Here is a 13991-nt window from a genome sequence, read left to right as displayed (position 1 = left end):
AACCTTTCGTTGGTGCTGGATCAGTGCTGCCGGGTCAGGCGGTGGTGCTGTCGGACGTGCTGGTGCTGTCGGTGGTGCTGGTGCTGGTGCTGGTGCTGGTGCCGGCCGTGATGGTCGGCGCGTCGCCGACGCTGGTGACGCCGAAGAGCGAGACCTCCTGGCCGTCCACGCTGAGCACCGGGCCGGTGGCGGTGAAGGTGGTGCCCTGCACGGTGCCGGTCTGCTCGACGCCGTCCTCGTCGTTCCACCGCACGGTCTTGCCGATCATCGCGGTGGCGCCGAACGCGAGCTGGGAGGTGGCCAGCAGCGCGGTCTGGTCCGCGACGTCCTGCATCGCCTCCAGCGCGCTGAACTGCGCGGACTGGGCGAGGAACTCGCTGGAGTCGGTCGGGTTGAGCGGGTCCTGGTAGCGCAGCTGGGCGACCATCAGCTCCAGGAACATCTGCTTGTCGTCGGAGGACGACGACGTGGAGGTGCTCGTGGTGGTGGAGGAGGCGAGCGCGAACGGCGAGACGCCCTCGGTGGCGGAGACGGACATGGTGCTCCTTACAGGGACCGGTCCAGGCGACCGCTCGGGTCGCCCGGCCGGCCGAGGCTGGTTGCGGTGGTCGGGCTCGTGGTCGTGGCGGCTGCGGCGTCGGTGCCGGTGCGCCAGGCGGGCGCGCCGCCCTCGCGGCGGGAGCCGGCGGCCGAGCCGTCCTGGCCCTGGCCGGCGTCGGTGCCGGCACCCGTGCCGGCGTCGGTGAGGCCGCCGCCCTGGGCCGATGCCTGGCCTCCGGGCTGGCCTCCGGGCTGACCGGCCTGCCCGGCCGAGGCGGCGGTCGTGGCGAGCTGGCCGAACGCGTGGTCGCCCACCCGGACCCGGGCCTCGGAGGCGCCGGCGAGCTCGATCATCCGCTGCAGCTGGTGGGCGCCCGACTCCAGCGCGCGCTGCACGGCCGTGTTGCCGGGATCGCCGGCGATCGTGACCCGCACCGAGCCGTCGCGGACCACCAGGTTCACGCGGACCTCGCCGAGGTGCTCGGGCTGCAGCACCAGGGTGAGCCGGTGGGTGCCGTTGCCGGCGGTGCTCATCCGGGTGATCTCGGGGAAGACGCGGCGCAGCGCGGCCTCCGCGGTGGGGCTGCCGCCGGTGGTCGGGGCGCCGGCGGCCTGGGCCGTGGCGGTGCTGCCCGTCGTGGCGACGGTCGCGCCGACCACCGAGCTGGCACCGGTGCCGGCCGAGTTGGCGGTCGATCCCGCCGAGTGGGGGCTGGTGCCCGCGGCCGCCGTGTCGGCGTCCGGGGACGACCCTCCTGAGGCCGGGCCCGCGCTGGCCGGCACGGCCCGCGCCGGCATCTCCCGGTGCTGGGTCCCGCCGTCGCCGGCGTCGGACGCGCCGTCGCCGGGAGCCGGGGTCGCCGCGATCCCTGCCGGGACCCTCGGGGTCGACGGTGCGGTGGTGCTCGGGGCGGGGGCCGGAGCCTCGGCCGTGCCGGCGTGCACCCGCGGGACGGCCACCGGCGCGGTGGCGGTGCCGGTGGTGCCGGTGGTGCCGGCCCCCGGCGCGACAGCGGGCACGACCGGCGACGCGGTCGGAACAGCTGCCGACTCGGTGGGCACGACTGCCGACTCGGCGGGCACGACCGCCGACTCGGGGGTGGGGTCGCTCGGCGCGGTCGGCGCGGTCGGCGTGGTCGGGACAGCCGGCACGGTCGGGACGGTCGGCGCCGCGAAGCCGAGCAGCAGCGCGGCGAACGACGCCTCGCCGTCGCCCTTGCGGGCCTCGGCGTCGGTGCCGCCGTCGGTGCCCCGCTGCGGCGCCGCGGGCGCGGGTGCCGCGACCGGCACCGGGACGAACGGAGTGATGCTCATCAGGACCTCACCATCGCCATCACGCTCTTCACGTAGTTCTGGGTCTCCGCGTACGGCGGCACGCCGTCGTACCGGAGCACCGCGCCGGGTCCGGCGTTGTACGCCGCCAGCGCGAGGTCGACGCTGCCGAACCGGTCCAGCAGCGACGCCAGCAGCCGGGAGCCGCCGTCGATCGCCTGCGCCGGGTCGAAGGAGTTCGTCACGCCGAGGCCGGCGGCGGTGCCGGGCATCAGCTGCATCAGGCCCTGGGCGCCGGCCGAGCTGACCGCGGTCGGGTCGAAGCCCGACTCCTGCCGCGCGACGGCCGCGATCAGCTCGCCGGGCACGCCGGTGCGCGAGGCCGCGGCGTTGATCAGGTTCGCGTAGGGGACGGTGCTCGCCACCCGGGCGTCCATCCCGGCGAGGGTCCGGGGCGCCGTCGTGCCGGTCACGGTGCGTGCGCCCGCGGTGGCGCTCACCCCGCCGTCGGGGATGATCCGGCGGATCACGTCCGGCGTCGTCGGGACGTCGATGATCCGCACGTCCAGGCCGGTGCGGGGCGCCTCGATCATCTTCCCGTCGCCGATGTAGATGGCGATGTGGTCGACGCCGTCGTTGCGGCTGGAGTTGTCCCACGCGATGAGGTCGCCGGGCCGGGCCTCGGCGAGGCTGGCGACCGGGGTGCCCTCGGCGGCCTGCTGGTAGGAGACGCGCGGCAGGTCGTAGCCGAGGTTCTTGTAGACCAGCTGCACCAGCCCCGAGCAGTCGAGGCCCTTCGTCGGGTCCGTGCCGCCCCACACGTAGGGGACGCCGAGGTACTTCCGCGCCTCCGCGACGACGTCGTCGCCGGTCACGCCGCCGGCGGTGGTGGTGGTGCGGGCGCTCAGCGTGGTGGAGAGGGTGGAGGCGAACTCCGCGGCGCTGGTCGCGCTGCTCGTGCCGGAGGTCGAGGCGGCGGTGGTCGTCGCGGCGGCCAGCGGCGCGCTGAACTGGGCCAGCTGGTTGATCCGCGACTGGATCTCGCCGATCCGCGCGGTGACGGTGTCCAGGCTCATCGGCGCGCCTCCGTCCCCGCGGCCGCCTCGGCAGCGCCGCGCATCCAGCGCTGCGCGGCGAGGTCGTCGGCGTCCCGGGCCTCGCGGCGGTCGGCCTCGCGGCGGCGCTGCTCGGCGCGCCGGGCGAGCAGGTGCTCGACCGCGACCAGCCGGCTGCGGTCGGCGCTCCAGTGGCCGCGCGCATCGACGGTCACCGCCTCCGCGGTGCGGGTCGCGTCGCGGGCGTCGACCACCCGGTCGCCGAGGAAGCCCAGGGCGGTACGCAGGATCAGCAGCGCGCCGGGGGAGCTCTCGGCGGGGACCGAGGCGTCGGCCAGCCGACCCTGCAGGCCGGCGAGGCGGTCGGTGGCGGCGCCCTCCTCGGCGACCGCGCGCTGCAGGCCGAGCCGGCTGTCCTGCTCGCGGACCTCGCGCACGCGGCGCACCGCGTCCAGGCCGCGGTCGTCGCGGTGGGTGCTCATGCGACCAGCTCCTCGAGCAGCGCCCAGGTGCGGGCGGTCGGGGTGGCGTCGTCCATCCGCTGCTGCAGGAACGCCTCGATGCGGGGGAGCCGGGCCAGCGCGGCGTCGGCGTGCGGGTCGGCGCCGCGCTGGTAGGCGCCGATCTCGACGAGCTCCTTGACGGAGCGGTGCGCGGCGAGCATCCGCCGCAGCGCGCGGGCGGTCTCCTGCTGCGCGGGCGTGGTCACCGCCGAGGTGACCCGGGAGATCGACTCCAGCACGTCGACGGCGGGGAAGTGGCCGGCGGTGGCCAGGTCGCGGGAGAGGACCACGTGGCCGTCCAGGATGGACCGCGCGGTGTCGCCGATCGGGTCCTGGAGGTCGTCGCCCTCGACCAGCACCGTGTAGAGCCCGGTGATCGAGCCGCGCTCCGAGGTGCCCGCCCGCTCCAGCAGGCGCGGCATCAGGCCGAACACGCTGGGCGGGTAGCCGCGGGTCGCCGGCGGCTCGCCGGCGGAGAGGCCGATCTCGCGCTGCGCCATCGCGACGCGGGTCAGGGAGTCCATCATCAGCATCACGTCGCGGCCGGCGTCGCGGAACCACTCCGCGATGCGGGTCGCGGTGAAGGCCGCGCGCATCCGCTCCACGGCCGGTGCGTCGGAGGTGGCGACCACGACCACCGAGCGGGCCAGGCCCTCGGGGCCGAGGTCGCCGTCGATGAACTCGCGGACCTCGCGGCCTCGCTCGCCGACCAGCGCGATCACGTTGACGGCCGCGTCGGTGCCGCGGGCGATCATCGAGAGCAGGGACGACTTGCCGACGCCGGAGCCGGCCATGATCCCGATCCGCTGGCCGCGGCCGCAGGGGACCAGGGCGTCCAGGGCCCGCACGCCGAGGCCGAGCGGCTCGGTGATCCGCGGCCGGGAGAGCGCGCCCGGCGCGGTGTTGTCGACCGGCACCTCGACGGTGCCGTCGCCCTCGGCGCCGAGGCGGGGGCCGCCGTCGACGGGACGGCCGAGGCCGTCGAGCACCCGGCCGCGCAGCGCGTCGCCGACCCGGATCCGCAGCGGGCCGCCGGTCGCGCGGACCAGGTCCCCGGTCCGTACGCCGGAGGTGCTGCCGAGCGGCAGGCAGATCGCCTCGCCGGGGCGCAGCGCTGCGACCTCGGCGAGCAGCGGGGCGCCCGGGGTGCCCGGGGCGGCCGCCGCCTCGATCTCGACCAGGTCGCCCACGGCGACGTCGACGCCGCGCACGACCAGGTGCAGGCCGACGAGCTCGGTCACGGTGCCCAGGTGGAGCGGTCGGGTCGCGGCGTGAGCGCGCGCGGCGATCGCGGGGGTCAGGACGGCCATCAGTACACCCCGTCGTCCGGGTCGGCGCCGAGCGCCCGGCGGACCCGCTCGCGGGCCCGGTCCAGGCGCAGGTCGACCACGGAGCCGTCGCACTCGACGACGGCGTCGCCGGGGGCGAGCCCCCGGTCGGTGCGGACGGTCAGCCCCCGGTCGGCCAGCTCGGCCGCGGCGGCGATCCCGACCACGTCGGGGTGGAGTCGGACGGTGGCCAGCGGCTCCTCCGGCAGCACGGCGAGCACGCGGCGCACGACGTCGGCGCCGGCCTCGGCGCGGATCTGGTGGCCCAGCAGCTCCTCGACCAGCGCCCAGGCCAGCTCGGTGCCCTGGGCCTCGAGGTCGGCGGCGAGGCCGGCCAGCACGCCCCGGACCTCGGCGGCGGCGGTGGCCAGCGCCTCGACCGCGACGCGGTGCTCGGCCTCGCGGCGGGCGTCCTCGGCGGCGCGGTCGGCGTCGACCAGGCGGGCCTGCTCGGCCGCCTCCGCGGCGGCCTCGCGGCGACCCTGGGCCCAGCCGACGGCGTACCCCTGCGCCGTGGCGGCGTCGCGGGCCTGGTCGGCGAGACCGCCCAGCAGCGACTCGGTCAGCTCGTCGCCGAGGACCGAGGAGCCACCGAGGCGGGTCCACGAGCCGCGGCGCAGCTCGGGCAGCGCCACCGGGGCCAGGCCGGCCGCGTCGGCCCCGACCACGACCGCCGGCCCGGACGCGGGCGCGGTGACGCGCTCAGACGACGAACTCATCTTCGGTCCCGCGTCGGATCGTGATCTGGCCCTGCTCCTCGAGCTGGCGGATGGTGCGGATGACGCTCTGCTGCGCCTCCTCGACCTGGGCCAGGCGGACCGCGCCGAGCAGGTCGACCTCGTCCAGCAGGTTCTGCGCCGCGCGCTCGGAGAGGTTGGAGGTGATCTTGGTGCGCACGCCCGCGCTGACGCCCTTGATCGCCAGCGCCAGCTCGGCGTTGTCGACCTGGCGCAGCACCTGCTGCACGGACCGATCGTCGAGGCCGGTGATGTCCTCGAACATGAACATCCGGCTCTTGACCTCCTCGGCGAGCGAGGCGTCGAGGCCCTCCAGGCCCTCGACGATCTGGCGCTCGGTGGGGCGGTCGGAGCGGTTGATGATGTCGACCAGCGGGTCGAGGCCGCCGACCTGGGAGACCTCCGCCGGCGATAGCATCGAGGAGAGCTTGCGCTCCAGCACGCTCTCGACGGTGCGGACGATCTCCGGCGAGGTGCGGTCCATCACCGCGATCCGGTGGGCGACGACGGCCTGCTGGTGGGCGGGCAGGCCGCTGAGCAGCAGCGAGGCCTTGTCCGGGGCCATGTGGGCCAGCACCAGCGCGACCACCTGGGGGTGCTCGTCGGCGATGAACCCGCGCAGCTGCGCGGGGTCGGCCCGGTGCAGGAACTGGAAGGGCATCTGCACCGCCGCGGCGTGCAGGCGCTCCATGACCTCCTTGGCGCGGTCGGCGCCCAGGGACTGCTGGAGCAGCTGCTCGGCGAACCCGAAGCCACCCTGGACGACGTGCGCGTGGGCGGTGACCAGGTCATGGAACTCGCCCATCACCGATGTCCGCTCGGCAGCGGTGATCGAGTCGAGGCGGGTGATCTCGGCGGAGATCGCCTCCACCTCGGAGTCGCTGAGGTGGGAGAGCACCTGGGAGGCGCGGTCCTTGCCGAGCTGCACCAGCAGTACGGCGGCCTTGCGGATGCCGAGCCCGGCGATCACCGGGCTGGAGGTGGTCGCGATGGTCATGGCCGCGGCTCCACGAGCCAGCCGCGGAGGAGCGCGGCGACGTCCTCGGGCTGCTTGTCGACCAGGTCGAGCAGCTCGTCGCGGATCCGGTCCTCCTCGGTCTCCTCGGCCACCTCGAGGGCGGCGACGGCCGGGGCGGCCTCGACGGCGCGGGCCGCCTGGTCGGCCCTGATCTGCTCGACGACGTACTCGGTGGCCTGGGCGCGGGCCGCGGCGCGGCGGCGGGCCTGGACCCAGGCGAGGAGCACGGCCAGGGCGATGAAGCCGCCGATGCCGATGTTGCGCAGCATCGTCATCCGCTCGGTCCGGGCGTCGTCGGCGGCGGCCTCCGCCAGCGCGGCGGCGGCGGCCTCCTCGGCGGTCCGGTCGAACGGGACGACGGTGACCTCGACGGTGTCGCCGCGCTTGGGCTTGATCCCGACGGCGGCGGAGATCATCTCCTTGATCGCGGTGGGGTCGATGCTCGCGGCGGCGGTGGCGTCGACGGCGGCGCTGATGTTCAGCTGCTCCAGGGCGCCGGCGGCGGACTCGCGGCGCTCGGCGCGGGTGCCGTAGGGGTTGTCGACGGTCCGGCTGGTGTTGGAGTAGGAGCTGTCGGCGTCGGTGGTGGCGTCCTCGCCCATGTCGCCGGTCGGGCCGGGCACGCCGCCCACCTCGTCGTCGGCGGCGGCGCCGGTGTAGACCTCGCTGGTCTCGGCCGACGTCAGCGGCGGGGCGTCGTCGGCGGGCTGGAGGTACTCGTTGGTCTCGGTGACGGCCTTGTCGAAGTCGAGCTGGGCGGTCACGGCGAGGCTGGAGTTGCCGGGGCCGACGACCTTGTCCAGCAGCGCCTGGATCTTGGCCTGCACCGAGCTCTGGTACTGCTCGACGGCCTTGGCGCGGGTCGAGGCGACGCCGTCGGTCCCCTCCTCGGGGTTGGAGAGCACCTTGCCGGTGGAGTCGGCGACGGTGACCTTCTTGGGGTCCAGCCCGTCGATGCTGGAGGCGACCAGGTGGACGATCGCCTGCACCTGCTCGTCGTCGAGGGTGGTGCCGGGGGAGGTGTCGACCAGCACGGACGCCGTCGCCGGGTCCTGCTCGTCGGTGAAGACCTCCTTCTCCGGCATCGCGAGGTGGACCACCGCGGTGCGGACGCCGTCGATCGCCTCGACGGTGTTGGAGAGCTCGCCCTCCATGGCCCGCTTGAAGTCGGTCTGCTCCTTGAACTCCGAGGTGGAGAGGTCCTGGTCGTCGAGCAGGCTGTAGCCGGTGTCGCTGCTGGCGGGCAGCCCCTTGCCGGAGAGCGCGATCCGGGTCGAGTAGACGTCGGAGCGGGGCACCATGACGGTGCTGCCGTTGCCGGTGATCTTGTAGGGCACGCCCTCGGTCTCGAGCTCGTCGATGACGGCCGAGGCGTCGGCGCCGGAGAGGCTGGAGTACAGCGGGGCGTAGGTGGGCGTGGCCACCCAGCGGAAGACGAGGAACGCCGCGATGAGCAGCGCGCCGCCGCCGACGATCGCGACGGCCTTCTGGCCGACCGTGAACTCGGAGAACGTGCCGCGTGCCTGGGCGAGCGACGAGGTGAGCTTGGTGCGCATGGTTCAGACCCCGCTCAGACCTGCATCCGCATGATCTCGTTGAACGCCTCGAGCGCCTTGTTGCGCAGGGCGACCGTCATCTGGGTGGCGACCTGCGCCTCGCTCGCCGCGATCGTGTAGTCGTGGATGTTCTCCAGCTGGCCGGTCGCGGCCTGGACGGCGAGGTTGTCGGCCTTGTCGGTGAGCCCCTCGAGACGGTCGATGCCGTCGATGAGCAGGTCGCCGAACTCGGCGCCGCTGACGCCGTCCGCGCCGGAGGTGCCCGACACGTCGGCCGGCGCCAGGCCGACGCCGGAGACGGAGCCGGCGAAGGCGCCGGTCTGCCCGGGGAGGATGCTGGAGAGCTCCAGCGGCCCGATGCTCACTTCGCCCCGATCTGGATCGCCGCGCTGTAGGTGTCCTGGGCGTGCTTGGTGGTCTGCACCGACGCCTGGAACCCGCGCTGGGCCATGATCAGCTCGCTCATCTGGTCGGACATGTCCATGTCGGGGGCCCGCACCATGCCGTTCTCGTCGGCGACCGGGTTGGCCGGGTCGTAGACCATCCGGCCCTCGGCGTCGGACGCCTCGAAGCCGGTGACCTTGACGCCGCCCTGCTCGACCTGGTCGAGGACCACGTAGGTCGCCTGGAAGGCGTCCTCGTCGGTGGGCCGCACGGTGTTGGCGTTGGCGATGTTGTTGGCCAGCGCGTCCAGCCACACCTGGTGGGAGCCGAGCGAGCTGTTGGCGATCCGCAGGGCCTCGAAGGCGCTCACTGGGCACCTGCCACGGTCGCCAGGATCGTGTGCCGGTCGCTGATCGCGCGGCCCATGATCTGGTACTGGTACTGGGTCTGGATGGCGGCCATCGACTCCTTGCGGAGGTCGACGTTGTTGCCGTTCTCCCCGACCGGGGTCTGCGTGGGCGCCGTGGAGGCGGAGATCGGGGTGTCGAGCTGGCCCCGCGCGATCGCGGTCTCGAGCGCGCTCTCGAAGTCGACGGCACTGGCCCGGAAGCCGGGGGTGTCGAGGTTCGCGATGTTGTCGGCGGTCACCCGCTGGCGCAGGGACAGGCCGTTGATCGCCGTGTGCAGGACCAGGCCGACGGCGTCGGACGCAGCAAAGGACACGTGTCTTCCCTCTGTGAGTTCCACCGAGAATGGAGGAGGGTGCCGGTCCTTCGGCGTCGGGGCGAGCAATCCGTGCTCGCGTGGGTCATCGGCTCCCGCGTGGGGAACATGAGGCGGGTGTGACTTCCGGGACGGATTCAGGACGAAGTCCTGAATCAACCGGACTCCTGGCGCCTGGTGACGCGGGCCCCGGGGGAGTGGGCCCGCGTCAGACCAGGATGATCGAGAGCTGGCCCTCGCCGTACCCGGCGACGTCGACGATCAGGTCCTCGCGGCGCCCCAGGGTCAGGGTGTGCATCCGCACCCACGGCTCCAGCGGCGGGCCGGCCGGGTGCATGTCGTGCAGCCGCAGGTGGTCCGCGCCGGGAGCGTTGAAGACCGAGGCGACGATGTTGAGCACCTCGCGCAGGTTCTCCGCGAGGGTGTCGTCGAGCTTGCCGTCGTCGATCGCGGCCTGGGTGCCGGTCGCCGGGGTGAGGCCGATCGCGCCGCCGGCGTACGCCGAGAACGCCAGGTCGCAGGCGATCACGGCCGCGATCCGGACGCTGTCGTCGACGTACAGCGCCACGGTGGCGGGGGTGTCCGGGCCCGGCGCGAAGGGCGTGCCCGGGCGCAGCGTCACCTCGCGGCCGAGCAGGCCGGTCAGGACGTCGCGCATCTCCTTGGGCTGGGGCAGGTGGACGGGCATCGTGGCCTCCGGGAACGTGGTGCGGGCGGTGCGGACGGGGCGGGCGGCGTCGCGTCAGACGACGGCGCGCAGCGCCTCGTCGAACGCCTCGGGGGTGAACGGCTTCGCGATCAGGAACGCGGCGCCGGCTGCGGCCGCCCGCTCGCGCATCTCCTCCGAGCCCTCGGAGGTCACGAAGCCGAACGGGACCTGCGAGCCGGTGCCGCGCAGCGCGACCAGGCAGTCGATGCCGTTCATCTCGGGCATGTTCCAGTCCGACAGGACGAGGTCGGGCGCCTCGGTGGCGACCATGTCCAGCGCCTGGCGGCCGTTCTCGGCCTCCACGATGTCGTGGCCGCCGTGGCCGGCCTGGCGCAGGGTGCGGATCACGATCTGCCGCATGACCCGGCTGTCGTCGGCGATCAGGATCTTCATGGTGGTGCTCCTCGGTGCTGTCGCTGCTGGTGGGGGCGCCCGCGTCAGGCGGGCGGGTTCGTGGGCAGGTGCACGCTGACCCGCAGCGCGTGCTCCCGCCAGTGGGCGTCGAGGCGCGCGGCCTCGACGGTCTCGGTGCCGAAGGCGGCGCGTCCCGCCGCGACGGTCGGCAGGGACAGCGCGCTGGGGCCGGGCAGGATGCTCTTCAGGCTGCCGCCGACCATGTTGACCAGCTCGCCCACGGCGTCGGCCAGGTCCGCGTCCTCGAGCGCCTCGTCCTCGGTCATCGCCAGCATCCGCCGGGTCAGGGAGCGGGCCAGGTCGTCGCCGAGCTCGACGGTGATGCTGCCGTGCCAGCCGCCGCTGACGGTCACCGTCGCCGACCACGGCGACGCGGTGTCGTACGGCCCGGGCGCCGGCGGCGCGGGGACGAGTCCCTCGTCCTCGCCGACCAGCGAGCGCCAGACGTCCTCGGTGATGGCCAGGACGTCGTCGGTCGAGGGGGCTTCCTGCAGGGTGCTCACACGGACTCCCGGGCGATGAGGCCGAGGAGGTCGAGCTTCTCGACGATCGCCTCGGGGGTGAACGGCTTGATCACGTACTCGTGGGCGCCGGCGGCGAGCGCGCGCACGATCTGGGCGTGCTCGCTCTCGGTGGTCACCATCATCAGGGTGACGTTGCGCCACTCGGGGTTGTCCCGCACGCGGGTGACGAACGTGTAGCCGTCCATCACCGGCATGTTCCAGTCGACCAGGCAGACGTCCGGGACGAACCCGTCCTCCATCCGCTCCAGGGCCTCCTGGCCGTCGCCCGCCTCGGCGGTCTCGAAGCCGACGCCCGTGACGATCCGGCGCAGGATGCTGCGCATCGTGCGGGAGTCGTCGATGATCAGCGCTCGCATGCCGTACTCATCGTCGGGTCGGGCCCGCTCCTGAGGCGTCGGCCGCGGTCGGCGGCCGCAAAAACGACGCGAGTCGGCAGAAACTTTCTGCCGACTCGCGGATGAGCCGGTGGCTCAGGCGGTGACGTCGAGGTAGACCGGGCCGCTCTTGACCGCGGTGGCGTCGCTGACCTTGGCGGCCACCGCGCGCTGGGACTGGTTGTCGGCCAGCAGCGCCGGCAGCGTCGCCATCAGCCGCTGCTGGCGCTCCAGCAGCTCCTTGGCGCGGAAGAGGAACTCGGTCGGCATCGGGCCCAGTCCGGTGGGCTCGACCCACGGTTCGTGGGTGTGGTCCTCGTCGGGGGCGGCCAGGCCGCTGATGATCCCCTCGGCGCGGTCCACGTGGGCCTCGAGGCGCTGCAGCGCCTCCTCCCAGGACTCGGGCGCCTTCGGCGCGGCGGCGCTCACTGGACAGCCGCCGTCATCGCCGCCTGGCGCCAGGTCTCGGCCAGCTCGGAGGCGAGCTTGAGGGCCTCCCGGGCGGCCGCCGGGTCGCGGTGGATGTTGGCGTGCACCAACCGACCGCGCAGGTACTCGTAGAGCGACGCGAGCTGGCGACCGGCCGGCATCGCCTCGACGTCGAGGCTGACCTCGAGCTCGACGACGATGTCCTGGGCGTGCAGCAGGTTGGTGCGCGCCTCGTCCCACTCGGCGGTGTCGATCGCGGCCGCGCCGCGCGTGATGTCGAGGACCAGGCGGTCCCAGAGCATGACGAGGAGGCGGGCGGGGGAGGCCGTGGTCAGGGCGTTGCTGGTGTAGGCGGCGCGGGCACTGCCGGCGAGGGCGCTGCTGGTCATGGGGTTCCCCTTCAGTCCGAGGACTTGGTCAAGGAGGCGAGCTGGCTGGTCAGCCAGTCCGACTGCGAGTTCAGCTGGGAGAGGGCGGTCTCCAGCGCGGTGTACTGGCGCTCGAGGGTCGCGCGTCGCAGCTCGAGCCGGTCGTCCCAGGAGTCGATGCTGTCGTTGAGCCGCTCGATCGTGCTGTTGCGGCCGGCGATGGACGAGGTGATGTAGCCGTCGTACTTGTCCGAGGCGGCCTCGGCCGCGGCCTGGATCCGGGACGCCAGCCCGTCGGTGCCGACGAAGGCCGCGGTCGCGCCGTCGGGGTCGGCGGCGTAGGCCTCGGCGAACTTGTCGGCGTCGAAGGTGTACTGGCCGTAGCGGTCCAGCTCCACGCCGTACTGGGCCAGCGAGGTGGTGCCGCCCGGCCAGATCGCGTTGATCAGCGCCTGCCCGGCCTGGCGGACGGTGCTGTCGCCGGTGAGCACCCCCGAGGAGGAGGTGTCGGCGCCGTTGGCCTTGGTCTGGGTGCTGATCATGGTCAGCACGTTGTTGATCGCGTCGACCAGACCCTTGACGGCGTCGCCGCGGGTCGACGCGTCCCGCGCCAGCGTGATCGTCGCGTCGGTGTCGGTGACCGCGGTCGCGGTGATCGACACGCCGTCGACGACGTTGGCGTAGGTGTTGGAGGAGCCGGTGATGCTCACCCCGTTGACCGTGATCTGGCCGTCGGCGCCGCCGGTGCCCGCGATGAGCTCCGCGCCGCCGCCGTCGACGATCGAGAAGTTGGAGGCGGCCCCCGTCGTCGTGGACACCACCTGGAGTACGCCGTTCGCCGAGCCGTCGTTCACCACGACCGCCTTCAGGCCGCTCGTGGCCGACGTGGCGTTGATCGAGGCCGCGAGCTCCTTGTAGGTGCCGCTCGCGGTGGTGAACGTGATCGCGTTGCCGTCGGCGTCGGTGACGCCCGAGAGGGTGTAGGTGGCGCCCGCGGTGAGCGCGGTGCCGCTGAGCGAGCCCTTCGCGGAGGTGGCCAGCGAATCGACCTTGACCGTCAGCGTGCCGGCGCTGGCGCTCCCGGTCGCGGTCGCGGAGACCGCGGTGCTCGAGGAGGTCGTGGACAGCGTGCCCCAGGTGCCGGTCGTGGTGGAGGAGGTGGCCAGCGCCTTCGCGGTCGTGGCCAGCGTCGCCAGCGCGGCGTTGATGCTCTGCAGCGCGCTGACCTTGGACTCTTCGGTGCTGACCTGGTTCTTGAGCTTGGTCTGCGGGATGGCCTCCAGCTGCATGAGGCTGTCGATGATGCCGGCGGTGTCCAGGCCGCTGGCCAGGCCGCCGATGCTCGCGGTCGATGCCATCCCCGTGCTCCCTGTCGTCTCGTTCTGCTAGGTCGGTCGTCCTGTCGCGTGCCGGTGGGGCCCGGTGGGTCCCACCGGCACGCGCGGATCAGGTGTGTCCGGGTCAGCCCTGGAGGAGCTGGAGGACGCCCTGGGAGGCGGAGTTGGCCTGGGCCAGCATCGCGGTCCCGGCCTGGGACAGGATCTGGTTCTTGGTCAGGTTCATCATCTCCTGGGCCATGTCGGTGTCGCGGATGCGCGACTCCGAGGCGGAGAGGTTCTCGATGGCCACGTTGACCGAGTTCACGGTGTGCTCGAATCGGTTCTGGATCGCGCCGAGGGCGCCGCGCTGGGTCGAGATCGTGGTGATCGCGGCCTGGATCGTGTCGCTGTCGGTGATGACCGCGGCGGCGATGGTCCCGGCGCCGGTGGCGCCGTCGAAGTCGGTGAGCGACGCGGCCGAGATCTGGATCGTGTCGCCGTTGGCGTAGCCGACCTGGAAGGTCAGGGCGGCGCCGGCGAACAGCGTGTTGCCGTTGAACTTGGTGTTGTCCTGGATCCGGCCGATCTCGGTCTTCAGGGCGGTGAACTCCGCGGACAGCGCGGCCCTGGACTCGGTGCTCTGGGTGCCGGAGTTGTACTGCACGGCGAGGTCGTTCATGCGCTGGAGCATGGAGTGGACCTCGGTGAGGGCGCCTTCCGCGGTCTGGGCGACCGAGA

19 protein-coding genes are annotated in these 13991 nt (G+C 73.5%); all 19 read right to left on the bottom strand.

Annotation, left to right across the window (positions count from 1 at the left end):
* Positions 1-34: 34 nt before the first annotated feature.
* The gene (locus tag ABLM29_RS12610) at positions 35-538 is read right to left on the bottom strand and encodes a flagellar hook capping FlgD N-terminal domain-containing protein (protein ID WP_349714466.1); all 504 of its coding nucleotides are present in this window, start codon (positions 536-538) and stop codon (positions 35-37) included.
* A gap of 8 nt (positions 539-546) precedes the next feature.
* Complete coding sequence (locus ABLM29_RS12605; RefSeq protein ID WP_349714465.1) at positions 547-1854, bottom strand: flagellar hook-length control protein FliK; 1308 nt, start codon at positions 1852-1854, stop codon at positions 547-549.
* Positions 1854-2888, bottom strand: a complete 1035-nt coding sequence (locus tag ABLM29_RS12600) for a transglycosylase SLT domain-containing protein (protein ID WP_349714464.1) — start codon at positions 2886-2888, stop codon at positions 1854-1856. The genes ABLM29_RS12605 and ABLM29_RS12600 overlap by 1 nt, the downstream gene beginning before the upstream one ends.
* Positions 2885-3349: a flagellar FliJ family protein gene (locus ABLM29_RS12595; RefSeq protein WP_349714463.1), complete on the bottom strand. Its 465-nt coding sequence runs from the start codon at positions 3347-3349 to the stop codon at positions 2885-2887. Before ABLM29_RS12595 ends, ABLM29_RS12600 begins: the two co-directional genes overlap by 4 nt.
* Positions 3346-4680, bottom strand: a complete 1335-nt coding sequence (locus tag ABLM29_RS12590) for a FliI/YscN family ATPase (RefSeq protein WP_349714462.1) — start codon at positions 4678-4680, stop codon at positions 3346-3348. The genes ABLM29_RS12595 and ABLM29_RS12590 overlap by 4 nt, the downstream gene beginning before the upstream one ends.
* Positions 4680-5417 (bottom strand): FliH/SctL family protein, encoded by a 738-nt coding sequence (locus ABLM29_RS12585; RefSeq protein ID WP_349714461.1) that lies wholly within the window; start codon positions 5415-5417, stop codon positions 4680-4682. Before ABLM29_RS12585 ends, ABLM29_RS12590 begins: the two co-directional genes overlap by 1 nt.
* Complete coding sequence (gene fliG / locus ABLM29_RS12580; protein WP_349714460.1) at positions 5401-6432, bottom strand: flagellar motor switch protein FliG; 1032 nt, start codon at positions 6430-6432, stop codon at positions 5401-5403. The genes ABLM29_RS12585 and fliG overlap by 17 nt, the downstream gene beginning before the upstream one ends.
* Positions 6429-8009, bottom strand: coding sequence for a flagellar basal-body MS-ring/collar protein FliF (gene fliF, locus ABLM29_RS12575; protein ID WP_349714459.1), 1581 nt, complete (start codon positions 8007-8009; stop codon positions 6429-6431). The genes fliG and fliF overlap by 4 nt, the downstream gene beginning before the upstream one ends.
* 14 nt (positions 8010-8023) lie before the next feature.
* On the bottom strand, positions 8024-8374 hold the full coding sequence (gene fliE, locus ABLM29_RS12570; protein ID WP_349714458.1) for a flagellar hook-basal body complex protein FliE: 351 nt from the start codon (positions 8372-8374) through the stop codon (positions 8024-8026).
* Positions 8371-8763, bottom strand: coding sequence for a flagellar basal body rod protein FlgC (locus ABLM29_RS12565; RefSeq protein WP_349714457.1), 393 nt, complete (start codon positions 8761-8763; stop codon positions 8371-8373). The genes fliE and ABLM29_RS12565 overlap by 4 nt, the downstream gene beginning before the upstream one ends.
* Complete coding sequence (locus tag ABLM29_RS12560; protein WP_349714456.1) at positions 8760-9116, bottom strand: flagellar basal body rod protein FlgB; 357 nt, start codon at positions 9114-9116, stop codon at positions 8760-8762. Before ABLM29_RS12560 ends, ABLM29_RS12565 begins: the two co-directional genes overlap by 4 nt.
* A gap of 208 nt (positions 9117-9324) precedes the next feature.
* On the bottom strand, positions 9325-9804 hold the full coding sequence (locus ABLM29_RS12555; RefSeq protein WP_349714455.1) for a hypothetical protein: 480 nt from the start codon (positions 9802-9804) through the stop codon (positions 9325-9327).
* 54 nt (positions 9805-9858) lie between these two features.
* A complete protein-coding gene (locus ABLM29_RS12550; protein ID WP_349714454.1) occupies positions 9859-10218 on the bottom strand; it encodes a response regulator in 360 nt (119 codons plus the stop codon).
* 44 nt (positions 10219-10262) lie between these two features.
* On the bottom strand, positions 10263-10742 hold the full coding sequence (locus ABLM29_RS12545) for a chemotaxis protein CheX (RefSeq protein ID WP_349714453.1): 480 nt from the start codon (positions 10740-10742) through the stop codon (positions 10263-10265).
* A complete protein-coding gene (locus tag ABLM29_RS12540; protein WP_349714452.1) occupies positions 10739-11119 on the bottom strand; it encodes a response regulator in 381 nt (126 codons plus the stop codon). The genes ABLM29_RS12545 and ABLM29_RS12540 overlap by 4 nt, the downstream gene beginning before the upstream one ends.
* A 114-nt stretch (positions 11120-11233) precedes the next feature.
* Entirely contained in the window at positions 11234-11566 is a 333-nt protein-coding gene (locus ABLM29_RS12535) for a hypothetical protein (RefSeq protein WP_349714451.1), read from the bottom strand.
* Complete coding sequence (fliS, locus tag ABLM29_RS12530; RefSeq protein WP_349714450.1) at positions 11563-11955, bottom strand: flagellar export chaperone FliS; 393 nt, start codon at positions 11953-11955, stop codon at positions 11563-11565. The genes ABLM29_RS12535 and fliS overlap by 4 nt, the downstream gene beginning before the upstream one ends.
* An 11-nt stretch (positions 11956-11966) precedes the next feature.
* Positions 11967-13292, bottom strand: coding sequence for a flagellar filament capping protein FliD (gene fliD, locus ABLM29_RS12525; RefSeq protein WP_349714449.1), 1326 nt, complete (start codon positions 13290-13292; stop codon positions 11967-11969).
* Between the two features lie 103 nt (positions 13293-13395).
* The coding region (locus ABLM29_RS12520) for a flagellin (protein ID WP_349714448.1) at positions 13396-13991 on the bottom strand (596 nt) is incomplete at its 5' end.

The sequence above is a fragment of the Nocardioides sp. YIM 152588 genome (genome assembly GCF_040191335.1).
Classification (GTDB): Bacteria; Actinomycetota; Actinomycetes; order Propionibacteriales; family Nocardioidaceae; genus Nocardioides.
This window is presented reverse-complemented; position numbering and strand designations above follow the sequence as displayed.